Source organism: Streptomyces sp. STR69 (genome assembly GCF_024519455.1).
Lineage (GTDB): Bacteria > Actinomycetota > Actinomycetes > Streptomycetales > Streptomycetaceae > Streptomyces.
In genome coordinates this window covers 164,205-190,110 of record NZ_JALJRY010000001.1, presented here as the reverse complement: position 1 = coordinate 190,110, position 25,906 = coordinate 164,205, and the positions used below count along the sequence as shown (strand labels likewise).

At 71.1% G+C, this 25,906-nt stretch carries 19 protein-coding genes; 14 read left to right on the top strand and 5 right to left on the bottom strand.

Going from position 1 to position 25,906, the window contains the following annotated elements:
* Positions 1 to 42: 42 nt before the first annotated feature.
* Together OC490_RS00860 and OC490_RS00855 are read right to left on the bottom strand one after the other, a co-directional pair.
* The gene (locus tag OC490_RS00860) at positions 43 to 1,587 is read right to left on the bottom strand and encodes an alpha/beta hydrolase (protein ID WP_262055797.1); all 1,545 of its coding nucleotides are present in this window, start codon (positions 1,585 to 1,587) and stop codon (positions 43 to 45) included.
* Positions 1,588 to 1,683: 96 nt separating this feature from the next.
* Positions 1,684 to 4,440, bottom strand: coding sequence for a YbhN family protein (locus OC490_RS00855; RefSeq protein WP_262055796.1), 2,757 nt, complete (start codon positions 4,438 to 4,440; stop codon positions 1,684 to 1,686).
* A gap of 186 nt (positions 4,441 to 4,626) precedes the next feature.
* Here OC490_RS00855 and OC490_RS00850 point away from each other — a divergent pair, with 186 nt between their 5' ends.
* The 5 genes from OC490_RS00850 to nudC all read left to right on the top strand — a co-directional run bounded on the left by OC490_RS00850 (position 4,627) and on the right by nudC (position 14,828).
* Positions 4,627 to 5,013, top strand: coding sequence for an MGMT family protein (locus OC490_RS00850; RefSeq protein WP_262055795.1), 387 nt, complete (start codon positions 4,627 to 4,629; stop codon positions 5,011 to 5,013).
* A gap of 257 nt (positions 5,014 to 5,270) precedes the next feature.
* On the top strand, positions 5,271 to 8,618 hold the full coding sequence (locus tag OC490_RS00845) for an ATP-dependent helicase (RefSeq protein WP_262055794.1): 3,348 nt from the start codon (positions 5,271 to 5,273) through the stop codon (positions 8,616 to 8,618).
* 100 nt (positions 8,619 to 8,718) lie between these two features.
* Positions 8,719 to 12,246 carry an ATP-dependent DNA helicase gene (locus OC490_RS00840; protein ID WP_262055793.1) on the top strand — a complete coding sequence of 1,176 codons (3,528 nt, stop codon included), beginning with the start codon at positions 8,719 to 8,721 and terminating at the stop codon, positions 12,244 to 12,246.
* Positions 12,247 to 12,316: 70 nt separating this feature from the next.
* Positions 12,317 to 13,729 carry a dipeptidase gene (locus OC490_RS00835; RefSeq protein ID WP_262055792.1) on the top strand — a complete coding sequence of 471 codons (1,413 nt, stop codon included), beginning with the start codon at positions 12,317 to 12,319 and terminating at the stop codon, positions 13,727 to 13,729.
* Between the two features lie 154 nt (positions 13,730 to 13,883).
* Positions 13,884 to 14,828 (top strand): NAD(+) diphosphatase, encoded by a 945-nt coding sequence (gene nudC / locus OC490_RS00830; RefSeq protein WP_019058345.1) that lies wholly within the window; start codon positions 13,884 to 13,886, stop codon positions 14,826 to 14,828.
* Between the two features lie 87 nt (positions 14,829 to 14,915).
* Here the strand turns inward: nudC and OC490_RS00825 are convergent, their stop codons facing one another.
* Complete coding sequence (locus OC490_RS00825) at positions 14,916 to 15,158, bottom strand: mycoredoxin (RefSeq protein WP_019072117.1); 243 nt, start codon at positions 15,156 to 15,158, stop codon at positions 14,916 to 14,918.
* 184 nt (positions 15,159 to 15,342) lie between these two features.
* Here OC490_RS00825 and OC490_RS00820 point away from each other — a divergent pair, with 184 nt between their 5' ends.
* The 5 genes from OC490_RS00820 to OC490_RS00800 all read left to right on the top strand — a co-directional run bounded on the left by OC490_RS00820 (position 15,343) and on the right by OC490_RS00800 (position 19,240).
* Positions 15,343 to 17,541, top strand: coding sequence for an ATP-dependent DNA helicase UvrD2 (locus tag OC490_RS00820; RefSeq protein WP_262055791.1), 2,199 nt, complete (start codon positions 15,343 to 15,345; stop codon positions 17,539 to 17,541).
* 168 nt (positions 17,542 to 17,709) lie between these two features.
* A complete protein-coding gene (locus OC490_RS00815; RefSeq protein ID WP_262055790.1) occupies positions 17,710 to 18,027 on the top strand; it encodes a hypothetical protein in 318 nt (105 codons plus the stop codon).
* 174 nt (positions 18,028 to 18,201) lie between these two features.
* Complete coding sequence (locus OC490_RS00810) at positions 18,202 to 18,570, top strand: WhiB family transcriptional regulator (protein WP_019072119.1); 369 nt, start codon at positions 18,202 to 18,204, stop codon at positions 18,568 to 18,570.
* Positions 18,567 to 18,896, top strand: a complete 330-nt coding sequence (locus tag OC490_RS00805) for a hypothetical protein (RefSeq protein WP_262055789.1) — start codon at positions 18,567 to 18,569, stop codon at positions 18,894 to 18,896. The genes OC490_RS00810 and OC490_RS00805 overlap by 4 nt, the downstream gene beginning before the upstream one ends.
* Before the next feature lie 134 nt (positions 18,897 to 19,030).
* Complete coding sequence (locus OC490_RS00800) at positions 19,031 to 19,240, top strand: hypothetical protein (RefSeq protein ID WP_262055788.1); 210 nt, start codon at positions 19,031 to 19,033, stop codon at positions 19,238 to 19,240.
* Between the two features lie 31 nt (positions 19,241 to 19,271).
* On the opposite strand, the gene OC490_RS00795 is transcribed toward OC490_RS00800, so the two are convergent.
* Together OC490_RS00795 and OC490_RS00790 are read right to left on the bottom strand one after the other, a co-directional pair.
* Positions 19,272 to 20,645, bottom strand: coding sequence for an ABC1 kinase family protein (locus tag OC490_RS00795; protein WP_262055787.1), 1,374 nt, complete (start codon positions 20,643 to 20,645; stop codon positions 19,272 to 19,274).
* Entirely contained in the window at positions 20,638 to 21,852 is a 1,215-nt protein-coding gene (locus OC490_RS00790; RefSeq protein WP_262055786.1) for a TOMM precursor leader peptide-binding protein, read from the bottom strand. Before OC490_RS00790 ends, OC490_RS00795 begins: the two co-directional genes overlap by 8 nt.
* Positions 21,853 to 22,071: 219 nt before the next feature.
* Here OC490_RS00790 and OC490_RS00785 point away from each other — a divergent pair, with 219 nt between their 5' ends.
* From OC490_RS00785 to OC490_RS00770, 4 genes are all read left to right on the top strand, one after another.
* A complete protein-coding gene (locus OC490_RS00785) occupies positions 22,072 to 22,668 on the top strand; it encodes a M48 family metallopeptidase (RefSeq protein WP_262055785.1) in 597 nt (198 codons plus the stop codon).
* A 114-nt stretch (positions 22,669 to 22,782) separates the two neighbouring features.
* Positions 22,783 to 24,423 (top strand): TerD family protein, encoded by a 1,641-nt coding sequence (locus OC490_RS00780; RefSeq protein ID WP_262055784.1) that lies wholly within the window; start codon positions 22,783 to 22,785, stop codon positions 24,421 to 24,423.
* 11 nt (positions 24,424 to 24,434) lie between these two features.
* Entirely contained in the window at positions 24,435 to 25,115 is a 681-nt protein-coding gene (locus OC490_RS00775) for an AIM24 family protein (protein ID WP_093629034.1), read from the top strand.
* A gap of 17 nt (positions 25,116 to 25,132) precedes the next feature.
* Entirely contained in the window at positions 25,133 to 25,888 is a 756-nt protein-coding gene (locus OC490_RS00770) for an AIM24 family protein (protein WP_019072126.1), read from the top strand.
* Positions 25,889 to 25,906: the final 18 nt, after the last annotated feature.

Here is a 25,906-nt window from a genome sequence, read left to right as displayed (position 1 = left end):
AACCGTTTGACCTGCGCCTTTTCTCGAATATCGGAGGGAGAGTCAGGAGCAGATGCTGCCGGCCGCCGGCACTTTCCCGTTCAGCAGATAGCCGTTCACCGCGCTTTGCACGCACTTGTTCTTGCTGTCGTACGCCCCGTGCCCCTGGCCCCTGTACGTCAGCTCGACCGCGACGCCCTTGCCCAGCGCGTCCACCATCTTCCGCGCGCCCTCGTACGGCGTGGCCGGGTCGCCGGTGTTGCCCACGACGAGGATCGGCGCCGAACCGGCCGCGCTCACGTCGGGATGGTCGGCGGCACCTGCCACGGCCCAGTCGGTGCAGGTGACCATGGACCAGGCCAGGAAGTCCCCGAACAGGGGAGAGGCGGCCCGGAACTCGGGCAGCTTCTGCTCCACGTAGCCGGTGGTGTAGCGCGGCTTCTCGTCGGCGCAGTTGATGGCGACGTTCGCCGCGGCGATGTTGCTGTACTCGCCGTTCTCGCTGCGCCCGTTCATCGAGTCGGACAGCACCATGAGGACCTTGCCGTCACCGCTGTAGGCCTGTTCGAGCCCCTCGGTGAGGTACTCCCAGAAGTCCTTGGAGTACAGCGCCTGCGCGATGCCGTTGGTCGCGGCGGTCTGGGTCAGCCGGCGGGGGAAGATGCCCGGGATCGGCTTGCTGTCGAGGCTCTTGAGCAGCTTGGCGATGCGGTCCTTGACGTCCTGTGCGGTGTCGCCGATCGGGCAGTCCGTGGTTTTCGACGTGCAGTCGTCGGCGAAGTTGTCGAGCGCCAGTTGGAAGCCCTTGGCCTGTCCCAGGGAGCCCTGCTCGGTGTTCTGCGTGGGGTCGACGACCGCGTCGAAGACGGCACGACCCACGTGCTTGGGGAACAAGTGGGCGTAGACACCGCCGAGTTCGGTGCCGTAGGAGATGCCGAAGTAGTGCAGTTTGTCGTCGCCGAGGACCTGGCGCATCAGGTCCATGTCGCGGGCCGCGTCGGTGGTGCGCACCTGGGGGAGCATCTTCTTGGAGTTCTTCTCGCAGGCCGCGTTGAACTGCTTGGTGTTGGCCAGGAGCTTGGTCCGTTCGGCCGCGTCGTCCGGTGTGGCGTCCTGCTGGAAGTACTCGTCGAGCTGGGAGTCGCTCTCGCACTTGACGCCGGCGCTGCGGCCGACGCCGCGCGGGTCGAAACTCACCAGGTCGTACCGGGTGCGCAGGGTCGCGTAGTCCTCGCCGAACGCGGGCAGTGTGGTGACGCCCGAGCCGCCGGGGCCGCCGAAGTTGAAGACCAGCGACCCGATCCGCTTGTTCGCGGCACCACTGGTCTTCGCCCGGACCAGGGCAAGCCCGATCGTGTCGCCCTTGGGCTTGCTCCAGTCGAGAGGCGCCTTCATGGTGGCGCACTGCCACTTGTCGCCGTTCGGCAGCGGCGACGGCGCGGCGCCGCCGCCCTCCGACTCGGACGGGGCCGGGCAGTCCTTCCAGCTCAGCTTCTGGGCCGTCGGATCCTCGTCCTTGGAGTCGCCGCTGCAGCCCGCCAGCGTGGCGGACAGCAGGACGACGGTGGCGGTCAGGGCAACGGCACGCAGCCGGGAGGGGTTCGGCATGGTCCCATCCTGAGGTCGCACACGGCAGGGCGCTCGGGGCACGGGCCGTACGAGGTACGCACGCGTGCGTACCCCATGTTCCTCTGTGGGCGTGCTCTACAGGGAGCCCTTGCGGGACAGGTGGTTGAAGAACAGCCAGCCCGGCAGCACCGGAATCCACAGCGTCAGCAGCCGGTACAGCAGCACCGCGGGGGCGGCGACCTCCTTGGGCAGGCCGACGGCGATCAGACCGAGTGTCAGGCTCGCCTCGACCGCGCCCACACCGCCCGGCGTGGGGGCCGCGGAACCGAGCGCGTTGCCCGCGAGGAAGACGACGGCGACGCTGGCCAGGCTGAGCGACGTCGACTGGTCGCCGAACGCCCGGATCGACGCGTCCAGGCACATCACGAAGCAGGCCGTCAGCAGCAGCATGCCGCCGATGCCGGTGATCAGCTTCTGCGGTCGCTGCAACACGTCGAGCATGCGCGGGATGACCCCCGCGAACAGCGACCGCACGCGCGTGACGAGGAACTTCCGCAGGAACGGCACCGATGTCACCACGAGCACGAGCACTGCCACCGTCAACAGCCCGGCGATGACCGTCCTGGAGGGTGACAGCGACGGTGTCTTCTCGGTGCCGGTCAGATAGCCGAACGACAGCAACATCAGGATGTGGCAGCCCAGGCCGAACAGTTGCGACGCACCGACACTCGCCACCGCGAGCCCGGGCCGCACCCCGGCACGCTGCAGGAAGCGTGTGTTCAGGGCGACACCGCCGACCGCGGCCGGGGCCACGATCTTCACGAACGACCCGGCGACCTGCGCCGCCACCGCCCGCAGGAACGGCACCCGCTCCGGCACGAACCCCAGGAGGGCCATCGCCGCCGCGAAGTAGCTCAGCGCCGAGAACAGCACGGCCGCGGCCACCCAGCCCCACTGGGCGTTGGCGACGAGCGGACCGAACTCGATGTGCGTGAGCTGCGTCAGCAGGAAGTACGCGCCGATCGCGCCTGCGATGAAACTGATCAGTGTGCGGGGCCGCACCCGCTCCAGACGAGCCGGTTCGACCGGCGCCTGCGGTCTGATCAGCAGCACCTGGTGGCGGATCTGGGTGAGCAGATCCTCCTCGCGCGCCTCGTCCAGGGCATCGTCGATGGCCCGTTTCTCGGCCCGCTGCTCCGCCCGTACGGCCTTCTTGTCGGGCTTTTCGAGTTCGGGCGTGGAGCCGCTCTCCGCGTTCGCCGCCGCGTGGGCCAGCCTGGTCTGCCGGGACGCCTCAAGGATCGCCTCGCGCTCCCGCTGGGCCCGCTCCCGGGACAGCCGGCGCAGCGTCGCGCGCGTGGAGCGCGACAGCGCGATGGGCTGGAGCATCGGCAGACAGTCCGCCACGGCGTCGGGACCGAGGACACCGACCGCCGACGCCACCGCGCGCTCGGCGCCCACCCGCAGCCCGAGCGTCGTCACCAACTGGGCGACGTCCATGCGCAGCAGCAGTTCACCGGCCGCGATCTCACCGCCCCGCAGGTCGGTCAGGATCACCTTGCCGGAACGATCCACCAGAATCGCGTCACCGGCGAGCCTGCGGTGGGCGATGCGCCGCGACTGCAACGCCTGCACCTGGTGCCAGGTCAGGCGCAGCAGATCGTCGGTGATCTCCTCGTCCGCGAGCGAGTCGAGAGTGTGCCCACCGGTGTGCTCGTAGACGAGCATGACGGCGTCGGGGCCGAGTTCCGAGGTCGCGATCAGCTTGGGGGCGTTGGCCCCGGCCGCGATCGCCGCGTAGGCGAGCAGGGCCTCCTGCTCCAGCGCCTGGCGCAGCGACTGGAGGCTGCTGCGGGTGGCGAAGCCCCGGAGCGTCAGATTGCGCCACGCGCGGTAGAAGAAGCCCTGGGCCTGCTGTTCCCGGTCGACCACGGTGACGTCCAGCGGTGGACCGTCCTCCAGGGTGACGAAATAGCGCCGGCCGCGATCGCCGTCCTCCGTGTCGACGGCCTCCTCGCGGGCCGCGCCCACCGGGTGGAAGCCGACCGTCCGCAGGCCCGCCATCAGTGTCCGGCCGGTGGGACGGACGTTGGGGGAGCCCACCGCATACAGCGTCCCGTAGGCGACGGTCCAGCCGATCAGCACCGTCAGGATGATCGAGAACGGCGTCGTGTACCCGGTGACCAGCATCGAGAAGGCATCGAGCAGCAGCACGATCCACAGCACGGAGCGCCAGCGAGGCCTCCGGGACATGCCCACGGCCGTCATATAGGCGATGACGGGCGCCAGATAGCCGTGCACCGGGTCGGTGAGGGCGTGGATGTCACCGGGAGAGGGCTGGGTGAGCGCCTCCTGGATCGACCCCGGGGCGGCCTTGGCGACCCACAGGTCCGTGGCGAGTGTCACTCCGTGGGCGAGGACCGCGGCGAGCACGCCGTCGGCGATGCGCAGTCCGTCGCGCTTGATCAGCCGCTCGATCGCGAAGGCGACCGGCACCAACAGGATGGCGATGCTCGACGCCAGCCCCGCGATCTTGATCAGCAGGTCGGGCGCCTGGCCGGTGCCCTTGTTGATGTCCTGTTCGAGCCCCGAGGTCGTGCCGTGCGCGAACGCGGCGATCGCGAGCAGTACGACGATCGCAAGAAAGCCCACCAGGAGCCGCATGAGATCGGAAGGGCGGTGCACGCGCGCGGGGAGGAGCGGTTCGTCGCCCTCGACCTCTTCGGCGTGCGTCTCGCCGTCGCAGTCGTCGAGGCCGGGCGCGGGGTCTGCCGCGGGCGTCTCGGCGGGTCCCTCCGAGGGGTCCTGCTCGGGCGCGTCGGCGGTGTCCGGGCGCGACGCAGCGTCAGAGGTACCCTCCGCGTCTTCGGGGTGCACACCCTGCTGCTTCATCGTCTCTTCTTGATCTCGTATCACCAGTCACCGCCCGCACGATGGTGGCATGCCCCACCGACACACGGGGGCATCAGGGTGCAAATGCGGGGGCGCACAGTCTGCCCCACGCGCCGCTCCGGGGCGAGGGATACGCACAGTCGCCAGCGCGTCGCATTGTCGGTGCCGTGCGGCAGGATGGGGCGGATGAGCGAGCAGAGCCTTCCGGACGACACCGGCCCGGAGCACGCGGACGCGCTCCCCGAATACGCGGAGCGGGTCCTCGACGTGGCCGAACGCATTCCGCCCGGGCGCGTCATGACGTACGGCGACGTCGCCGAATGGCTGGAGGAGGGCGGACCGCGCCAGGTCGGCCGGGTGATGGCCCTCTACGGAGGAGCCGTCGAGTGGTGGCGGGTCGTCCGCGCGGACGGCGTGCTGCTCCCCGGCCACGAACTGGAGGCCCTCGCCCGCTACCGCGAGGAGGGCACCCCTCTGAAGGAGGCGAGCAGGGCCACCGAGGGCCACCTGCCGCGCGTCGACATGAAACGGGCGCGATGGGACGGCGGCGAACGCGCGGACGGTCACACCTGACAGCTTCCGCCATCGGACCCGCCCGGGTGCGGCCTGTGATCCGTACGGGGGAAACGGGGCACGTCCGTGGCATGCCGTACGTTCGAGGGGCGAGGGACACACGGGTCGTGAGAGCCCCGCGGGAAGAGGCGGAAGTCCTGCTCCCGTACGACCCGTCGGCGTAGCGTCGGCTGCACGCGTCCCCCTCACCCCGCTGCCACCGACCTCGACGCGCGGCAGCCTGCCAACCAGTACACCCACCAGGACCGGCGAACCACGTGAGCTCCTCTTTCTCCACCAGGCGCCTGTCGCACCCCCAGGTGCGACAGGGGAACCGTGGCGCTTACCGACTGGTGCGTACCCCGCCGACCCGGCCGACTCCCCCTCACCTGGACGCGCCACAGCGCTCCGTGGTTGACCACCGGGCCGGCCCGCTGCTCGTCCTCGCAGGTCCCGGCACCGGCAAGACCACCACACTCGTGGAGTCCGTCGCGGCACGGATCGCCCGGGGTGGTGACCCCGCGCGGATCCTCGTGCTGACGTTCAGCCGCAAGGCCGCCGTCGAGCTGCGCGACCGCATGGCACTGAGCATCGGCGCCGCCCGCGCGCCCCGGGCCACCACCTTCCACTCGTTCTGCTACGCCCTGGTCCGCGCCCACCAGGACAGCGAACTGTTCGTCGAGCCGCTACGGCTGCTGTCCGGCCCCGAACAGGACGTCGCCGTACGTGAACTGCTCGCGGGCCAGCCCGACCTGGAGCGGCTCGGCCTCGCCCATGTGCGCTGGCCGGACGAACTGCGGGCCTGCCTGACCACCCGCGGCTTCGCCGACGAGGTCCGCGCGGTCCTCGCCCGCAGCCGCGAACTGGGCCTGGACCCCGCGGCCCTGGACGCCTTCGCCCGCCGCATCGGCCGCCCCGACTGGCGGGCAGCCGCCGCCTTCCTCGCCGAGTACCTCGACGTACTCGACCTCCAAGGAGTGCTCGACTACGCGGAACTGGTCCACCGCGCGGTGCTCCTCGCCCACCGCCCCGAGGTCGCCGAACGGCTCGCCGCCCAGTACGACGCCGTGTTCGTGGACGAGTACCAGGACACCGATCCGGCCCAGGTACGACTGCTGCACGCCCTCGCCGGCGGCGGCCGCACCCTCGTCGCCTTCGGTGACCCCGACCAGTCGATCTACACGTTCCGGGGCGCCGACGTGAACGGCATCCTGGACTTCCCGAGCGCCTTCCCGCGCGCGGACGGCAGCGCCGCCCCCGTAGAGGTGCTCCGGACCTCCCGCCGCTCCGGCGCCGGCCTGCTGACCGCCACCCGCCTACTGACCCAGCGCATGCCCCTGACCAGGCTCCCGGCCCAGAAGGTGCGCGCCCACCGCGAGCTGTCCCCGGTGCGCGACGGCGGGCGCGTCGAGGTGTACACGTACCCGACGCCCGGCACGGAACTGGACAACATCGCCGACATCCTCCGCAGGGCACACCTGGAGGACGGCGTCCCCTGGAACGACATGGCCGTCCTGGTGCGCGCCGGCTCCCGGACGATCCCCACGGTCCGCCGCGCCCTCACCGCGGCCGGCGTCCCCCTGGACATCGACGGCGACGACCTGCCCCTGCGCCACGAGCCGGCGGTGGCGCCGCTGCTGACGGCGCTGCGGGCGGTGGCCACGGCCGAGGCCTCGGGGCACACGGAGGACGACGCAGGGGTCGTAGGGGATGATCCCGCAGAGGAGCTCGCCCCTGCTCCCTCCTGGCTCGACACCGAGACCGCCCTCACCCTGCTCGCCTCGCCCCTTGCCGCCATGGACGCCGCCGATCTGCGCCGCCTGGGCCGGGCGCTGCGCGAGGAGGAACGGGCCGGTGGCAACCCCGTGCCACCGCCCTCCGACGAACTGCTCACGCGGGCGCTCGCCGAGCCGGAGCGGCTGGTCGCGCACGACCCCACGTACGCGCGTGGCGCCCAGCGCCTGGGCGCGCTGCTGCGCAAGGCGCGCGAGCGCCTGGCGGGCGGCGGTACGGCCGAGGAAGCGCTGTGGGACCTCTGGCAGGGCACCCCCTGGCCCGGGCGCCTGGAACGGGCCACCCTGCGCGGCGGCGCGGCCGGGCGCAACGCGGACCGGGACCTGGACGCCGTCTGCGCGCTGTTCGCGACCGCGGCCCGCGCGGAGGAGCGCACCGGGGGCCGGGGCGCCCTCAACTTCCTGGAGGAGATCGACGCCGAGGACATCGCCGCCGACACCCTCACCCGGCGTGCCGTGCGACCCCACGCCGTACGCCTGATGACCGCGCACCGCTCCAAGGGCCTGGAGTGGCGCGTGGTCGTCGTGGCCGGTGTCCAGGAGGGCCTGTGGCCGGACCTGCGCCGACGCGGCTCGCTCCTGGAGGCGGACCGCATCGGCCGCGACGGACTCGCCGAACCACTCACCCCGGGAGCCCTGCTCGCCGAGGAACGCCGCCTGTTCTACGTCGCCGCCACGCGCGCCCGTGAACGCCTCGTCGTCACCGCCGTGAAGGCACCCGCGGACGACGGCGACCAGCCGTCCCGCTTCCTCACCGAACTCGGCGTCGAGCCCAAGGACGTCACAGGGCGTCCCCGCCGCCCGCTGTCCGTCGCCGCACTGGTCGCCGAACTGCGCGCCACGACCGTCGACCCGCGCGTGTCCGACACCCTCAGGGAAGCCGCCGCGCGGAGGCTGGCCCGGCTGGCCGCGCTCGCCGACGAGGACGGCCGCCCGCTGGTGCCGTCCGCGCACCCGTACCGCTGGTGGGGCATGTTCGAGCCGACCGAGAGCAAGGTGCCGCTGCGCGACCGCGACCAGCCCGTCGTGCTCTCCGGAAGCGCCCTCGACCAGCTCGCCAACACCTGCGCCCTGCAATGGTTCCTGGGCCGCGAGGTGAAGGCCGACGCCCCCGCGACCGCCGCCCAGGGCTTCGGGAACGTGGTGCACGTCCTCGCCGACGAGGTCGCCTCCGGCCGCACCCCCGCCGACCTGGCCGTCCTCATGGAACGCCTCGACACCGTGTGGAACGCGCTCGCCTTCGACGCGCCCTGGAAGTCGGCGCAGGAGAAGGACAACGCGCGCGTGGCGCTCGAACGCTTCCTGAAGTGGCACGTCGACTCCAACAGCCTCCGCGCCGGCCGCACACCGGTCGCCAGCGAGCACGACTTCGACGTCACCCTCGAAGCGGGCGACTACGAGGTGCGCATCCGCGGCTCCATGGACCGCGTCGAGACGGACCACGAAGGGCGCGCCTACGTCGTCGACTTCAAGACCGGCAAGCAGACGCCGACCGCCCGCGAGGTGGAGCGCCACCCCCAGCTCGCCGTCTACCAACTCGCAGTCCAGGAAGGCGCCGTGGACGAGGCCTTCGACGGGGTGCGCCCCGAACCGGGCGGCGCCGAACTCGTCCAACTGCGCCAGGGCGCCGCCGTACGGGACGGCGGCGAAACCCTGCCCAAGGTGCAGGCCCAGGAGCCCCTGGAGGGGGAGTGGGCCGGTGAACTGCTGGCCACGGCCGCGGGCAAGGTCCTCGACGAACGGTTCTCGCCGAAGGCCGGCCAGCACTGCGCGCACTGCGCGTTCCGGGCCTCGTGCAGCGCGCGGCCCGAGGGACGGCATGTGGTCGAGTAGCGCGCGTGACACATCGCACCACCTGTGCTGACCTGCGCTTCTTCTTCCCCTGAGGGCGATTGGTCCTCGACTGTCAGTGGCCGCCGCTAGCCTCTCCGACATGCCCGCCCGTATCACCGATCCCGATCAGCTCAAGGAGCTCCTCGGCATCCCCTTCACCCCGGAGCAGACGGCCTGCATCATCGCGCCGCCCGCCCCGCAGGTGATCGTGGCCGGAGCCGGGTCGGGCAAGACGACGGTGATGGCGGCCCGCGTGGTGTGGCTGGTCGGCACCGGCCAGGTCGCCCCCGAACAGGTCCTCGGCCTGACCTTCACCAACAAGGCCGCCGGCGAACTCGCCGAGCGCGTCCGCAAGGCGCTCATCAAGGCGGGCGTCACCGACCCCGACGTCATCGACCCGGACAACCCTCCGGGCGAGCCGGTGATCTCGACGTACCACGCCTTCGCGGGTCGCCTCCTGACCGACCACGGTCTGCGCATCGGCCTCGAACCGACGGCCCGCCTGCTCGCCGACGCCACCCGCTTCCAGCTCGCCGCGCGCGTACTGCGCGAAGCCCCCGGCCCCTACCCGGCGCTCACCCGCTCCTTCCCGGACCTCGTCAGCGACCTCCTCACCCTCGACGCCGAGCTCGCCGAACACCTCGTACGGCCCGAGGAGTTGCGCGCGTACGACGCCGAGCTGCTGCGCGCCCTGGAGAGCGTCAGACTCAGCAACCCCGAGCTGCGCAAGGTCCCCGAAGCAGCCGCCGCCCGCCGTGAACTCACCGAACTGGTGGGCCGCTACCGGATCGCCAAGCGCGAGCGCGACCTGCTCGACTTCGGCGACCAGATCGCCCTGTCCGCGACCCTGGCACGCACCCGCCCCGAGGTCGGCGAGATCCTGCGCGACGAGTTCCGAGTGGTGCTGCTGGACGAGTACCAGGACACCTCGGTCGCCCAACGCATCCTCCTGGCAGGCCTGTTCGGCTCCGGCACGGGCCATCCGGTGACCGCCGTCGGCGACCCCTGCCAGGCGATCTACGGCTGGCGCGGCGCGTCCGTCGCCAACCTCGACGACTTCCCCGAGCACTTCGCGCACGCCGACGGCCGCCTCGCCGCCCGCCAGGCGCTCAGCGAGAACCGCCGCAGCGGCGGCCGTCTCCTCGACCTAGCCAACGGCCTCGCGGAACCCCTGCGCGCCATGCACGCGGGCGTGGAGGCCCTCCGCCCGGCCCCCGGCGCCGAGCGCGACGGCATGGTGCGTTGCGCGCTGCTGCCCACCCACGCCCAGGAGATCGACTGGCTGGCCGACTCGATCGCCCACCTCGTACGGACCGGGAGGGCACCCGGCGAGATCGCCGTCCTGTGCCGCACGGCCACCGACTTCGCCGAGATCCAGGGCGCCCTGGTGGCCCGTGACATCCCGGTCGAGGTCGTCGGTCTCTCCGGGCTGCTGCACCTGCCCGAGGTCGCCGACCTCGTCGCCGTCTGCGAAGTCCTCCAGGACCCCGGCGCCAACGCCTCCCTGGTCCGGCTGCTGACCGGCCCGCGCTGGCGCATCGGCCCCCGCGACCTCGCCCTCCTGGGCCGACGCGCCCGACTCCTCGTGGCCCACGCGCGCGTGGGGGCCGACGACGACCCCGACCGCAGGCTCGCCGAGGCCGTCGAGGGGGTCGACCCCTCCGAGGTGATATCGCTCGCCGACGCCCTCGACACCTTCCTGGAGACACCCCTCTACGGCTCCGACGGCGCCGGGGACGACGACGGGCTGCCCTTCTCACCGGACGCGCGCGTGCGCTTCGCCCGCCTGGCCACCGAACTGCGCGACCTGCGCCGCTCCCTGTCCGACCCTCTGATGGACGTCCTGCACCGCGTCCTGGCCGTCACCGGCCTGGAGGTCGAACTCGCGGCGTCCCCGCACGCGTTGGCCGCCCGCCGCCGCGAGACCCTGTCGAACTTCCTGGACGTCGCGGCCTCCTTCGCCGCGGGCGACGGCGAGGCGACCCTGCTCGCCTTCCTCGGCTTCCTGCGCACCGCCGCCCAGTACGAGAAGGGCCTCGACAACGCCCTGCCCGGCGGCGAGAACACCGTCAAGGTCCTCACCGCGCACAAGTCGAAGGGCCTGGAGTGGGACGTCGTAGCCGTCCCCGGCCTGGTCACCGGGACCTTCCCCAGCAGCCAGGGCCGCGAGAAGTGGACCGCCCAGGGCAAGGTCCTCCCGCACGCGCTGCGCGGCGACACCGCCACCCTGCCCGACGTCGTCTCCTGGGACTCCAAGGGCATGAAGGCCTTCCACGAGGCCATGAAGGACCACCAGCACACCGAAGAACTCCGCCTCGGCTACGTCACCTTCACCCGCCCCCGCTCCCTGCTGCTCGGCTCCGGCCACTGGTGGGGCCCCACCCAGAAGAAACGCCGAGGACCGTCCGACTTCCTCCAGGCCCTCTACGACCACTCCGCGGCCGGATACGGCGAGATCGAGGCCTGGGCGGACGAACCCGAAGAGGGTGAGGAGAACCCCGCCCTGCGGACCGCCACCGTCGACCAGGCCTGGCCACTGCCGTTGGACGACAGGGCGATGGCCCACCGTCACAAGGCCGCCAAGCTGGTCATGGACCACCTGGAGCGCCTCGCCTCGCACGACGAGAGCCACCCCGCGGCCACTCACGACCCGAACGCGCACGACGACCCGGACTGGCCCCCGCCACCGGAGGACGACGAGCCGCCCTACGACGAGCCCCTCTACGAGGAAACTCCCCTCGACGCCGAAGGCGGCCTCCTGGAGGACGACCCCGCCGACTGGGACGCCTGGACCACGGACCGCCCGACCGTCCCGCACCAGGCGACGGCCCCGGACCCCGCCGAACACCCCAGCGCGCCGGGGGACGCCCGCCCGCACCCCACGGAACCACCCGGCACCCGCCTCACCCCCGAGGAAGCCCGAGCCATCGCCTCCTGGGACCGCGACCTCGACGCGCTCACTGGGGAGCTTCTGCGTGCCCGCCGAGGCGTCACCGACGTTCCCCTGCCGGCCTCCCTGACCGCCACCCAGCTGCTGCACCTGGCCGCCGACCCGGACGGGCTCGCGCAGGAACTCGCGCGCCCCATGCCGCGCCCTCCGCAACCCGCCGCACGTCGAGGCACCCGCTTCCACGCCTGGGTGGAATCACGCTTCGAAGAGCTGACCCTGCCCATGCTGGAGCCGGAGGAACTGCCCGGCAGCGAAGCCGAGATCGCCGACGAACGAGATCTGGAAGCACTCAAGGACGCCTTCGAACGCACCGAGTACGCCCGGCGCACGCCCTACCGCGTCGAGGCCCCCTTCCAGCTCGCGATCGCAGGCCGCGTCGTACGGGGCCGTATCGACGCCGTCTACAAGCAGGGCGACGGCGACGGGGCGACCTACGAGATCCTCGACTGGAAGACCAGCAGCACCCGCACTGCCGACCCGCTCCAGCTCGCGATCTACCGGCTCGCCTGGGCCGAGCGGCAGGGCGTGCCGCTGGAAGCGGTCACGGCAGCGTTCCTGTACGTGCGCGGCGGCGAGGTCGTCCGGCCGGAGGGCCTCCCGGACCGGGCCGCACTGGAGCGACTGCTGCTGGAGGAGCCGGGCGCGCAGGTGGAATCACCGGGCGCGCAAGGGGAGTAGCCGGCCGCGCAAGCAAACTGTGAGGAACCGCCCACCGAGGATGTCAGCGCGGGCCGATAGGCTCGTGACCATGAGCCACACCGTTGACAGTGCCGTCAGCGCGGTCCGCACGTACATCGAGCAGCACCGCGCAGCCTTCCTCGACGACCTCGCCGAGTGGCTGCGCATCCCGTCCGTGTCGGCACAACCCGACCACGCGCCCGACGTCCGGCGCAGCGCGGACTGGCTCGCCGCCACACTCCGGGAGACCGGCTTCCCGACCGTCGAGGTCTGGCCGACCCCGGGCGCACCGGCCGTCTTCGCCGAGTGGCCCTCCGACGACCCCGAAGCACCTACGGTCCTCGTCTACGGCCATCACGACGTACAGCCCGCCGCCCGCGAGGACGGCTGGGACAGCGAACCCTTCGAGCCCGTCGTCCGCGGAAACCGCCTCTACGCGCGCGGGGCCGCCGACGACAAGGGCCAGGTGTTCTTCCACACGCTCGGCGTCCGCGCCCACCTCGCCGCCACCGGCCGTACCGCCCCGGCCGTGCACCTGAGGCTGCTCGTCGAGGGCGAGGAGGAGTCCGGCTCCCCGCACTTCCGGGCCCTCGTCGAGGAGCGTGCCGACCGGCTCGCCGCCGACGCCGTGATCGTCTCCGACACCGGCATGTGGTCCGAGGACACCCCCACGGTGTGCACCGGCATGCGAGGTCTCGCCGAGTGCGAGATCCGGCTGCACGGCCCCGACCAGGACATCCACTCCGGCTCCTTCGGCGGCGCCGTGCCCAACCCGGCGACCGCCGCCGCCCGCCTCGTCGCCGCGCTGCACGACGAGCACGCGCGCGTGGCGGTCCCCGGCTTCTACGACGGCATCGTCGAACTCACTGAGCAGGAGCGCGAGCTCTTCGCCGAGCTGCCCTTCGACGAGCAGGAGTGGCTGCGCACCGCCAAGTCGTACGCCATCCATGGCGAGGCCGGTCACACCACCCTGGAGCGCATCTGGGCCCGCCCCACCGCCGAGGTCAACGGCATCGGCGGCGGCTACCAGGGCCCGGGCAGCAAGACGATCATCCCGTCCTCGGCCATGGTGAAGCTCTCCTTCCGGCTGGTCGCGGGCCAGGACCCCGACCACATCGAGAAGGTCGTCCATGACTGGGCCGCCGGGCAGGTGCCCGAGGGAATCCGGCAGGAGATCACGTTCAGCGCGGCCACGCGCCCGTGCCTGACCCCGCTGGACCACCCGGCGCTGCAGTCCGTCGTCCGTGCCATGGCCCGCGCCTTCGAGAAACCGGTCCTCTTCACCCGCGAGGGCGGCTCCGGACCGGCCGCCGACCTCCAGGAAGTGCTCGGGGCACCCGTCCTCTTCCTGGGCATCTCCGTTCCCTCCGACGGCTGGCACGCCCCGAACGAGAAGGTCGAACTCGATCTCCTCCTCAAGGGCGTCGAAACCACCGCCCACCTGTGGGGAGACCTCGCCGACACCTGGCGCCGCGCGCCCTGACGAACCCGCGCGATCCGGAACGGCGACGCGTGCGAGGCACACTGGAAGAACCGCCCCGCACACCCGTCCCGCCGGACCCGGTCGCCTCCTGCCGTACGTCCCGCTGAACCGCCCGCCGAAACAATCCGCATTGCCGGGGGAGTTGGAAGCACCCGTGACCACCTGGACCGACCACACAGCCGACCGACCCATCTCGCTCACCGCCCCGAGCGGCATCGACCGAGCCGCCCACCACCGGCTCGACGAGGCCTGGCTCGCCGCGGCGTGGAGCCACCCCACCACCCGTTGCTTCGTGGTCTCCGGCGGTCAGGTCCTCATCGACGAGACACCCGACGGCAAGACCGAACTCGTCATGACCCCGTCCTTCGAGGCCCCCCTCACCGAGGCACACCGCTACTTCCTGGGCACGGACGACGACGGCGTCAGCTACTTCGCCCTCCAGAAGGACGCCCTGCCCGGCCGTATCGACCAGTCGGCACGGCCCGCCGGCCTGCGCGAGGCGGGCCTGCTGCTGTCTCCCCGGGACGTGGGCCTGATGGTGCACGCGGTCGCCCTGGAGAACTGGCAGCGCCTGCACCGCTTCTGCTCGCGCTGCGGCGAGCGCACGGTGATCGCCGCGGCCGGCCACATCCGCCGCTGCCCGGCCTGCGGTGCCGAGCACTACCCGCGCACCGACCCTGCCGTGATCATGGCGGTCACCGACGAGGAGGACCGGATCCTGCTCGGCCGCCAGGTCCACTGGCCCGAGGGCCGCTTCTCGACGTTGGCCGGCTTCGTGGAGCCCGGCGAGTCCATCGAGCAGTCGGTGCGCCGCGAGGTCTTCGAGGAGGCCGGCATCACCGTCGGCCACGTCGAGTACGTCGCCAGCCAGCCCTGGCCCTTCCCGTCCAGCCTCATGCTCGGTTTCATGGCCCGCGCCACCTCGACCGACATCAACGTCGACGGTGACGAGATCCACGAGGCCCGCTGGTTCTCCCGCGAGGAACTGCGCGCCGCCTTCGAGTCCGAAGAGGTGCTGCCGCCCTACGGCATCTCGATCGCGGCCCGCCTGATCGAGCTCTGGTACGGCAAGCCGCTGCCGACGAGAACTTTCGTCTGAGGCCGACAAGCAGAAGCAGACAGCAAGAAGGCGGCCCCTGAGATACCAGGAGCCGCCTTCCGCGGAGCCGCGTGCGTCGATCGTCGATCAGGCGCCGACCTTCTGCTTGACCTGGGCCAGCGAAGGGTTCGTGAGCGTCGAACCGTCCGCGAAGAGCAAGGTCGGGACCGTCTGATTCCCGCCATTCGCCTTCTCGACGAACGCCGCGGAATCCGGGTCCAGTTCGATGTTGACCTCGTTGTACGCGATGCCCTCGCGGTCCATCTGGCTCTTCAGCCGACGGCAGTAACCGCACCAGGTGGTGCTGTACATCGTCACGGTGCCCGACATTCTCTCGCGCTCCTCAACAGCTCAGGGAATAGGTCCACGCAGTGGAGGAAACGTACGCGACGCACCCGCCATTCCCGCCGGGGGTATCCCACGGCACGTGACGCCTGCCGCATTAGTACGACTGCGGATACCTCCCTGTGGACAACCGGCTCACCCGTCTCCGGCGACCTGGCAGCATGGCCGTGTGACAGCAGCAACGCACTCCCCCCTCTTCCCGCAGGTACCGGACTCGGCCGACGCGGTGCTCGAAGGGCTCGACCCCGAGCAGCGCGAGGTGGCGACCGCCCTGCGCGGTCCGGTGTGCGTGCTGGCGGGCGCCGGCACGGGCAAGACCCGGGCGATCACCCACCGCATCGCCTATGGAGTGCGGGCCGGGGTCCTGCAGTCCTCCAGTGTGCTGGCGGTCACCTTCACCAACCGCGCCGCCGGCGAGATGCGCGGTCGGCTGCGCCAACTCGGCGCCACGGGAGTGCAGGCACGTACGTTCCACTCGGCCGCCCTGCGTCAGCTCCAGTACTTCTGGCCGAAAGCGATCGGTGGCGGCATGCCCCGGCTCGTCGACCGCAAGATCCAGCTCGTCGCCGACGCGGCGGCGGCCTGCCGCATCCGACTCGACCGCGGTGAACTGCGGGACGTCACCGCCGAGATCGAGTGGTCCAAGGTCACCCAGACCGTCCCCTCCGACTACGCCGCCGCGGCGGCCAAGGCGGGCCGTGACGTCCCCCGCGCGCCCGCCGAGATCGCTCAGCTCTACGCCGCCTACGAGGACGTCAAGCGCGACCGCGCGGTCATCGACTTCGAGGACGTCCTGCTGCTGACCGTCGCCGTGCTCCAGGATCGGCACGACATCGCCGAACAGGTCCGCTCGCAGTACCAGCACTTCGTGGTCGACGAGTACCAGGACGTCAGCCCGCTCCAACAGCGCCTCCTGGAGTTGTGGCTCGGCGATCGCGACAATCTGTGCGTCGTCGGCGACGCCAGCCAGACGATCTACTCCTTCACCGGGGCTACCCCCGACCACCTCCTCGACTTCCGCACCCGCCACCCCGGCGCCACAGTCGTCAAGCTGGTCCGCGACTACCGCTCCACGCCTCAGGTCGTGCACCTCGCCAACGGCCTGCTCTCCCAGGCCAGAGGCCGGGCCGCCGACCACCGACTGGAGCTGATCTCCCAGCGCGCCGCGGGTCCCGAGCCCGTCTACGCCGACTACACCGACGAGCCCGCGGAGGCCGAGGGTGCCGCGCGCCGCATCCGTGACCTGATGGCAGCGGGCGTGCCGGCGAGCGAGATCGCGATCCTGTTCCGCACGAACTCCCAGTCCGAGACCTATGAACAGGCCCTCGCCGACGCCGGAGTCCCCTACCAACTGCGCGGCGCCGAGCGGTTCTTCGACCGCCCGGAGGTCCGCAAGGCCGGCGTCGCCCTGCGCGGCGCGGCCCGCTTCGGAGGCAACGACTCCCTCCTGGACGACGTCGTCGACCTGCCCTCCCAGGTCCGTGCCGTCCTCTCCGGCGAGGGCTGGACCACCGAGCCACCGGCCGGCTCCGGAGCGGTCAGAGAGCGCTGGGAGTCCCTGGCGGCCCTGGTCAACCTCGCCCAGGACTTCGCCGCGGCCAGACCCGGAGCCACCCTCGCCGACCTGGTCGCCGAACTCGACGAGCGCGCGAACGCCCAGCACGCCCCGACCGTCCAGGGCGTCACCCTCGCCTCCCTGCACTCGGCCAAGGGCCTGGAGTGGGACGTCGTCTTCCTGGTCGGCGTCGCCGAGGGCATGATGCCGATCAGCTACGCGAAGACCGACGAACAGATCGAGGAGGAGCGCCGCCTCCTGTACGTCGGGGTCACCCGCGCCAGGGAGCGGCTCCACGTCTCCTGGGCCCTCGCCCGCTCACCCGGCAGTCGCCCCAACCGCCGCCCCAGCCGTTTCCTGGACGGCCTGCGCCCCGGCTCGACCGGTGCCGCGGGCAGACCCGGCCTGGTCGCCCCCGGCGGCATCGAGCGCGGCTACACGGGCACCGGCCCCACAGTCGTCCCACGGAGGACACAGCGCACCGTGGCCCGCTGCCGGGTCTGCGGTCGCACGCTCACCGACGCCGGCGAGATGAAACTGATGCGCTGCGAGGACTGCCCCTCCGACATGGACGAGGGCCTCTACGAGCGGTTGCGCGAGTGGCGGGAGGTCCAGGCGCAGCGCAGCGGCCAGCCGGCGTTCTGCGTCTTCACCGACAAGACGCTGATGGCGATCGCCGAGACCGTCCCCGACGACGAGGGCGAACTCGCGCGGATCCCGGGCGTCGGAGTGCGCAAGCTCAACCGCTACGGGGCCGATGTCCTGGCCATCTGCGGCGGTCAGGAGCCTGCGGAGGGTGCTGCGGGGGACTGATGAAAACTCGTCGGAAAAATAGTTTGCGCATGCCCCAGCGATCCCCATAGGTTCTAAGCCACGGGAACAGAAGGCCTTCTCGGAGGCCCTGATTCCGTGATGTACTTGCATATCCGAAGGATCGGGCTCACCCCCGGTCCCCCGAGACGCCGAGAGGAGGCGATTCCAGTGATCAGCATCAACACCAGCTCCGCCAGCACCGTGAAAATGACCGATCCCTCGGTCGTCTCCCTGTGCATGCTCGGCGTTTCGAACCTGGGCACCGGTCTGTCCGGCATTTCTGCCGCCCGTCCGGCGTCCGCCGTGTCTCTCGCGGTTCTTCCCATCCGTGAGCGCAATGAGCGACCGACCAAGGCACTGGAAGCAGTAGGAGCACAGGCGCAGGCCTATGCCTTTGCGCCCGGTGCCGGAAGCCGGAAGCAGACGACGCAGCACCACCAGATGTGGGCCTTCCGTGGGCCAGAACCCTGGAGTGATCCAGCCTGATTGATCAGGCCGGCGCCTTCAGGGCCGCGGAACCCCATCCGGGATCCGCGGCCCTTCTGTTTGTCCCCGAACGGGGATGACGGAGCGAAGGGGCCTCGGGACAAGAAAAGAACCCGGTACCAAGCCGACACCCGGCCCAACAGGGCCGGACCGACCAGACGAGGAAGAACAACCGTGCAACTCGAAGCGCACGCCCCGTCCGTACCGCCTTCCGAAACGATCCCCCCGCCCGGCCTCACGGAGGACTCCACCTTGACTCCGCTCACTGCGCTCACCGCGCTCGACGACGCCATCGAGAACCTCGGCGTGCCCGTCCCCTGCCGTTCCTACGACCCGGAGGTCTTCTTCGCCGAGTCGCCGGCCGATGTCGAGTACGCCAAGTCCCTCTGCCGCACCTGCCCGCTGATCGAGGCCTGCCTCGCCGGCGCCAAGGAGCGGCGTGAGCCCTGGGGCGTCTGGGGTGGCGAGCTCTTCGTCCAGGGTGTCGTCGTGGCCCGCAAGCGGCCGCGTGGCCGTCCGCGCAAGAACCCGGTCACGGCATGAACACCATCTTCGGAACGATCGACCGCCCCCTCACGCACGACCCCAAGAAGCAGGCCCCGATGAAGCCGTCCACTCCCAGCGAGCCCGCGGGCTCCGCGATCCCAGACTTCACCACCACCGGTGCGACCGAGTCGCGCCAGAACAGGACCCGAGAGATGCAACTCATCCCAGAAGCCCTGGCCCGTGCGCATATGCACGAGCGCCTGCAGGAGGCCGAGCGGGAACGGCAGGTCACCCACCTGCTGGTCGCTCGCCGGATGCAGCGCAGAGCCGAGCGTGCCTCGATGCGCGCCCGCCGTGCGCTCGCCGCGGCCGTCATGCAGTAATCGATCACACCTGAAGCGGTGGCCTCCCCAGCCCGGGAGGCGAATGCTCCCCGCGGGGGCCGGTCCGTCCGAACGGACCGGCCCCCGCGGTGCGTTCCGCCCCCGATCCCCGGACGCGGCGATATCGTCGCCGCGTGACGAGTCTTCCCGGAGGCAGTGACACCAGCGCCTCCACCGCGGAGCCCCAGCCCCTCGTGTGCGCCCGCTGCGGCACCCGGTCCGAAGATCCCCAACCCACCTGGACCTGCTCCGTGGAGAACGGAACCCGGCACTACTTCTGCGACACCTGCGCCAGGGAGAACCTCAGGGCGATCGAGGGTCGGTTGGACTCCGACTGGTGGTAGGCCCCACTCGCGCCTGTCCTCGCGGTGGGGCTCAGGCCTCCGCCGCCGGTTCCTCCTCGTACTCGTCCGGCTCCTCCGGCACGAACCCCGGCAGCCACTCCTCCAGCTCCTCGCGCAGTCGCACCGTCGCACCCAACTGACACAGAACGCCGATTGTGCTCAATGTCACTCGGTGTATCAGGAGGTACGCCGGAGGAAGGTTGAGCTGCTTGCCCAACTGGTGGGCAGGGGAACGGGGATCCGCGATACGGGCGGCCTGACTGCGCATCCAGCCGCGGGTGAAGGTGAACTCGTCGACCTGGGCCGGCTCGATGATCGGCACCAGGTAGTCGAGAACGGCGTCCGGGTCCAGCTCTATCGAATCCTTGACGAAGCCCTCTGTGCACAGGAGCTCGTAGACCGCCTCGGCGTCGCCGTCGAGTGTCATGCGCAGGGAATCGCCGATAGGGGTCGGCAGACCACCGGGCAGCCGGTCGACCGTGCCGAAGTCCAGAACCCCCAGGCGCAAGTCATCCTTGCCGTCCGGGTCGGCGGGCAGCAGACGGAAGTTGCCCGGATGGGGGTCCGCGTGGAGGAGGCCAGTACGGGCCGGGCCGGAGAAGAGGAAGCGGGCCAGGAGCTGGCCTGCCCGGTCGCGCTGTTCCTGGGTGCCGTCGGCGATCACCTCCGACATGGGAATCCCGTCGATCCACTCCGTGACCAGAACCTGGTCGCACTGGTGGACCACGGCGGGCACCACGACATCCGGGTCGCCCTCGAACTCCTCCGCGTGCACCCGCTGGGCCTGCGCCTCCAGGCCGTAGTCCAGTTCCTCGGAGACCCGGTCGCGGAGCTCGGCGATGAGGGGCTTGATGTCCATCCCGGGGATGAGCGGGCCCAACAGGCGGGCGAAACGGCTCAGTTGGGTCAGGTCGGAGAGGAGGGCCTCGCCGGCGCCCGGGTACTGCACCTTGACCGCGACCTCGCGGCCGTCGTGCCACACAGCCCGGTGCACCTGGCCGATCGACGCCGCGGCCGACGGCTTGTCCTCGAACTCCACGAACAACTCGCGCCAGTCCTCGCCGAGCCGCTCCGTCAGCACACCGTGCACGGTGCGCGTCGGCATCGGCGGCGCCGCCTCCTGGAGCTTGGTCAGCGCGGCACGGTAGGGACCGGCGACCTCCTCGGGCAGCGCCGACTCGAAGACGGACAGCGCCTGCCCGAACTTCATCGCCCCGCCCTTGAGTTCGCCGAGCACCTTGAACAGCTGCTCCGCCGTGCGCTGTTGCAGCTCACGGCTGACGATCTCCGCGGACTCGCCCACGATCCGTTTCCCGAGCCCCCACGTGGCTCTCCCGGCGAAGCCGAGCGGGAGCGCGGCGAGCTTGGCGGTACGGGTGACCGCCTTGCGGGGAAGATCAGACATGCGCCCTCCAAGTCCCAGCCGGCCGGGCCGAGTCTGCCTTACGGCGCACATCCCTCGACGGCCGGTCCTCTGCCATTGTCGCGTGTCGATCCTCGTCCGTAGAGGTGTGTCCCTCCTCACCTTTCTCCGCGGCTCCGCAAGGGCATGCGGAATGCGCCCAGACCGGCCGCGCGTGCCAGTGCAGACCGGGCAGCGAGACCTCCCACCGGGCGCCCGCGCTCGACGGCGACTGCCCGTCCAGGAAGGCGAGCGCATGGGTGGCCGCCAGCCCGGCAACGGTCGTGGCCAGCGCCAGATCGCAGGGCCGTACCCGGGGCTGCTTGCCGGAACGCCACTGTGCGACCAGCCGGGGCCAGGTCGGGTCACGGTCGGTGCGCGCATGGTGCAGACAGCCCGCGCAGGCCGACTCGCCGGGCAGCACCAGCGGGCCCACCGTTCCCGTGCCCTCCACGACACCGGCGTACAGATGAGGGGTCCCCGAGGCGATCAGGTCGGCAGCGGCGGACGGGTCCGGCGCGTGCACGGCGACATCGTCGCGGGGAGTGAGGATCACCAGGGAGAAACCGGGGTCGCTCTCCTCCCGTGCGGTCCCCGAGGTCCGGCGCGGCGGACGGTCCGGGGCGGCCCGGCGTACCGCGCGCCGCGCTGCCTCGTCCCGGCGCTCTCCGACGGCCTCGGCGGGCAGCCCGCCCGGAGCGACGTCCCAGGGCTCGGTGTGACCGCCGTCGCGCACGTCGATCTCGCCGACCCCCGCGCCCGACAACAGCGCGGCCAGCACCGCGCCCACCCGGCCCGCGCCTCTCACCTGCACGCGCAGTTCGCGACGCGCCGCCAGTCGGCCCATCGCCGCGCCCGGCTCGCAGGTTGTCAGGGAGAGCGACGCGAGGTCCGGGCGCAGCCGGTCCAGGACGTCCTTCTTCGCGCGGAGCGCGTCGGCCGCGGGACCGCCCCCTTGCGCGTCGTCGAGCAGACCCGCGTGCGCGAGCCCCTTCACCAACTGGTCGACATGGCCCTCGGGCAGATCCATCCGGTGCCCCTCCTCACGCAGCAGCGGCAGTCCGCGCGTGCCGTTGAGCAGGTCCAGGAAACTGCCTGTGGCCGTATCCATCGGGCCGAGCGTCATCGCGTGCGCCGGTGTCATCCCGAACTGCACGGTGTTGAGATCACGCCAGCCGCGCCGCAGCGCGGGCTTCACCATCGGATGCATGACAGGCCCCCGTAGCCGTAGGAAGTACGTCCCGTGTGCCGGTGGAGCTGGTCGGTGCTCCGCCGGTGGTGCCAGCCTGCCCGGCCCGGCCGTCGGTCGCCGAAAGTTGTCCACAGGTAGTGGGGATTCGTCGTACGAATCAAACGCTTGGTGGGGGATCGACACCGAAACCGTCCCGGAGTCGGGACTTCCCGCGTGTGCAGAGGGTAACGTCATGGCGTGCCCGCCGACCCACTGCACAGCGCCGGAAAACCACAGCGCAGTACGACGAGCCAGCCGCCAAGCGGCTCGGGGGCGAGCGCGATCGAGGTTCGCAGGAGTGCGCGTCGGCGCAGAACGGTCTCCGCGTACCGCGAGGGCGATCGCACCGTCGTGCTGATCCCCGCCCGCATGTCCGAGGCGGAGGAGAAGCGCTGGGTCACCGTCATGCTCGACAAGCTGGCCGCGCAGGAGAGCAAACGCGTGCTCGGCGACGCGGAGCTGTCCGAGCGCGCCGAGCGCCTGTCGGCCCAGTACTTCGACGGCCGTGCCCGGCCCACCTCGGTGCGCTGGGTCACCAACCAGAACACGCGCTGGGGATCCTGCACGCCCTCCGAGGGCAGCATCCGGCTCTCCCACCGGCTGCAGGGCATGCCCGAGTACGTCGTCGACTACGTGCTGCTGCACGAGCTCGCGCATCTCCTGGTGCCCGGGCACGGGCCGCGTTTCTGGCGGCTCCTGGAGGCGTATCCGCGCACCGAGCGCGCCAAGGGGTACCTCGAAGGCGTGGTCGCGGCCGAGCGGCTGCCCAATCCTCCGGGCGCCCGCGACGAGTGACCGTCCCCTGTGGGGGATTGTGTACCGGGTCTGTACCGACTTACTCCGGTGTCGGAGATTGCCGTTAGCCTGACGCGACGCACATCGCATCGGGATGGGGGACGGTCGTTACGCATGGCCAGGGAATTCCAACGCGGCCACAAGGCCAAGATCAGTGACCTCACCGCGGGCACCGATCTGTACGTAGGCGTACAGATCACCGGCCCCGGACTCACGTTCGACATCAGCTGCTTCGGTCTCGACGCCGAGGAGCGGCTCTCGGACGACCGGTACTTCGTGTTCTTCAACCAGCCGAAGTCCCCCGAGGAGTCCATCCAGCTCCTGGGCGCCCAGGCGGGCGACGCCGAGTCCTTCCGGATCACGCTCGACAAGATCCCGCCGCAGATCCACAAGCTGGCGTTCACGGCCACGCTCGACGGCGCCGGACAGATGTCCCAGATCGCCCCCGGGTACGTCCGGATCGTCGCGGGCGGCGAGGAAGTGGCCCGCTACTCGTTCAACGGTTCGGAGTTCACCACCGAGCGGGCCGTGATGCTGGGCGACTTCTACCTGAAGGACGTCTGGCGGTTCGCAGCCGTCGGCCAGGGCTTCGACGGTGGCCTCGAAGCGCTGCTGAAGAACTTCGGCGGCGAGGTCATGGAGGAGGAGGCCCCGGCCGCGCCGCAGCCGCAGTCCGGCGCCACCCCGGGCTTCGCCCCGCCCCCGCAGACCTCCGCGCCGCCCGCGTTCGGCGCCCCGCCCGCCCCGGCACCCGCGCAGGGCTTCACGCCCCCGCCGGCCCCGGCACCCGCACCCTCCGTGCACGCCGCGCCGACGATCATCGCCCCGATGACCCCGCCCGGCCCCGGAACCGTGCCGCCCCCGGGCCCCGCTCCCGCCCCCTACGGCCAGCCCCCGCAGCCGTACGGGCAACAGGCGCCCGGCCAGACCGCGCCGCCGCCTCCCGGGTACGGCCGGCCACCACAGGCACCGCCGCCCCCGCCCGGCTACGGCCAGCCGCCTGCGCCGCCCGGTTACGGGCAGCAACAGCCTCCCTTCGGGCAGGTCCCGGGCCAGGCCGCCGGCTATGGAGTGCCCTCCGGCGCTCCCCAGGGCGCCGGTGTGTCGGCCGCGCTGCAGAAGTTCAAGGAGACGCCCACCGGGCAGCGCTGGACGCAGCAGAACAAGAAGCTGATCCGCGTCGACCTCGGCATCGGCGGCCAGCCCGTACTGGCCCGTCAGGGCAGCATGGTGCTCTACCAGGGCAAGGTCGACTTCGGCTACAAGGGCGCCGGGTTCGCCGGCCGGATCGTCGGCAACGCGACCGGCCAGGAGATGCAGCTGATGCGCTGCACCGGCCAGGGACAGGTGTTCCTCGCCGAGAACTCCACCAACCTGCACCCCGTCGAGCTCCAGGGCGACGCGATCTGCGTCTCCGCCGAGAACGTCCTCGCCTTCGACGAGAGCCTCCAGCACGAGGTCAGACGCATCGAGGGACACGGCATCCCCGGGGGCGCGCTGTTCACGATGCAGTTCCAGGGGACCGGCACCATCGTCGTGAAGACCCACGGCGAGCCCGTCGTCCTGCCGGTCACGCCGACCACGTTCGCCGACTGCAACGCGGTCGTCGCGTGGTCCGCCGCCGCCCAGGTGATCGTCTCCAGCCAGGTCCGGATGCGCCGCAACGCGTACCCCGGAGACACCGGGGAGAGCGTCAACCTGCAGTTCCGGGCCGCCCCCGGCAACTTCGTCGTCGTCCAGCCTTACGAGGTCTGAGGGAGCCCGTCATGAACCAGCCGCTCGCGGGCTACGCCCCCGCACCCGTCACCGCCCGTATGGAGAACCACGGCAACAACATGCTGAAGGTCGCCATGCAGACCGGAAGCGACCTCTTCGCGCGCGTGGGCTCGATGATCGCCTACGAAGGCTTCATCCAGTACGAACCCAACCCGCCGGCCGTGCGCCAGATCGCACGCGACTGGATGACCGGTGAGGGCGCTCCCTTGATGAAGTGCTCCGGGGACGGACTGCTCTACCTCGCCGACTACGGCGCGGACGTTGTCGTGATCAACCTCAACGGCGACGGGATCTCCGTCAACGCCACCAACCTGCTCGCCTTCGACACCTCCCTCACCTGGGGTGTGGAGCGGGTCAAGGGACTGGCCAAGTTCGCCGGGCAGGGCCTGTGGAACACCAAGATCAGCGGCCAGGGCTGGGTCGCGCTGACCTCCCGCGGCAAGCCGATCGTCGTCGACTGCGGCGGCGGCGATGACGAGACCTACGTCGACCCGGACGCGCTCGTCGCCTGGTCCCCGAACCTCAAGGTGAAGGGCAAGCGCAGCTTCAAGGCGCAGTCGCTGATCGGCCGCGGCAGCGGCGAGGCCTACCAGATGGCCTTCTCCGGGCAGGGCATCGTCGTCGTCCAGCCCAGCGAGGACAGCACCGACCGTCTCCGGTTCCGGGGCTGAGGGGGGAACACGACACCATGCAGAGCCCGCTTTTCGCGTTCAACGACTCGCAGTCCCAGGACCGCTACAGCCTCCAGAACAAGCAGATGCTGCGCATCGTCCTGGAGGGCCACGACGACATCCTCGCCCGTAAGGGCACCATGGTCGCCTACCAGGGGCTCGTCGAGTTCGACGCCGAGTACCAGAACACCCAGCAGGCCTACGCGCGTGCGGCCACCGGCGAGGGCCTCAGCCTCATGCGCTGCCACGGGCAGGGCACGGTCTTCCTCGCCAACCTCGCCCAGCACATCCACGTAGTGGATGTGGAACAGGACGGCCTCACCGTCGACAGCAGCTACGTCCTCGCGATGGACTCCTCGCTGCACCACGAGGTCATCGCCGTGGACAGCCAGTACGGCATCTCCGGTTCGGGGAAGTACCAGCTCAACATCACCGGCCGCGGCAAGGTCGCCCTGATGACCTCGGGCGCGCCGCTGATGATGCAGGTCACGCCCGACAAGTACGTCAACTGCGACGCCGACGCGATCGTCGCCTGGTCCACCGGCCTGCGCGTCCAGATGCAGGCCCAGACGCACTCCTCGGGCGTGTGGCGGCGCCGCGGCAACACCGGCGAGGGCTGGGAGCTGAGCTTCATGGGCAGCGGCTACGCGCTCGTCCAGCCCAGCGAACTCCTGCCACCGCAGAACGCCGGGATCGGCCAGGGCCTCGCCGCGCAGTACGGCATGGGCCAGCACGGCGCCCACGCCCAGAACCAGGGCAACGCCTGGAGCTGAGCGTCCAGTAGTCGAACG

Coding starts and splice junctions, on each gene's coding strand:
- OC490_RS00825 (WP_019072117.1), bottom strand. CDS start 15,158: ATGTCGGGCACCGTGACGATGTACAGCACCACCTGGTGCGGTTACTGC.
- OC490_RS00850 (WP_262055795.1), top strand. CDS start 4,627: ATGAGCGAGCAGAGCCTTCCGGACGACACCGGCCCGGAGCACGCGGAC.
- OC490_RS00795 (WP_262055787.1), bottom strand. CDS start 20,645: ATGTCTGATCTTCCCCGCAAGGCGGTCACCCGTACCGCCAAGCTCGCC.
- OC490_RS00835 (WP_262055792.1), top strand. CDS start 12,317: ATGAGCCACACCGTTGACAGTGCCGTCAGCGCGGTCCGCACGTACATC.
- OC490_RS00790 (WP_262055786.1), bottom strand. CDS start 21,852: ATGCATCCGATGGTGAAGCCCGCGCTGCGGCGCGGCTGGCGTGATCTC.
- OC490_RS00855 (WP_262055796.1), bottom strand. CDS start 4,440: ATGAAGCAGCAGGGTGTGCACCCCGAAGACGCGGAGGGTACCTCTGAC.
- OC490_RS00840 (WP_262055793.1), top strand. CDS start 8,719: ATGCCCGCCCGTATCACCGATCCCGATCAGCTCAAGGAGCTCCTCGGC.
- OC490_RS00780 (WP_262055784.1), top strand. CDS start 22,783: ATGGCCAGGGAATTCCAACGCGGCCACAAGGCCAAGATCAGTGACCTC.
- OC490_RS00770 (WP_019072126.1), top strand. CDS start 25,133: ATGCAGAGCCCGCTTTTCGCGTTCAACGACTCGCAGTCCCAGGACCGC.
- OC490_RS00775 (WP_093629034.1), top strand. CDS start 24,435: ATGAACCAGCCGCTCGCGGGCTACGCCCCCGCACCCGTCACCGCCCGT.
- OC490_RS00860 (WP_262055797.1), bottom strand. CDS start 1,587: ATGCCGAACCCCTCCCGGCTGCGTGCCGTTGCCCTGACCGCCACCGTC.
- OC490_RS00805 (WP_262055789.1), top strand. CDS start 18,567: ATGAACACCATCTTCGGAACGATCGACCGCCCCCTCACGCACGACCCC.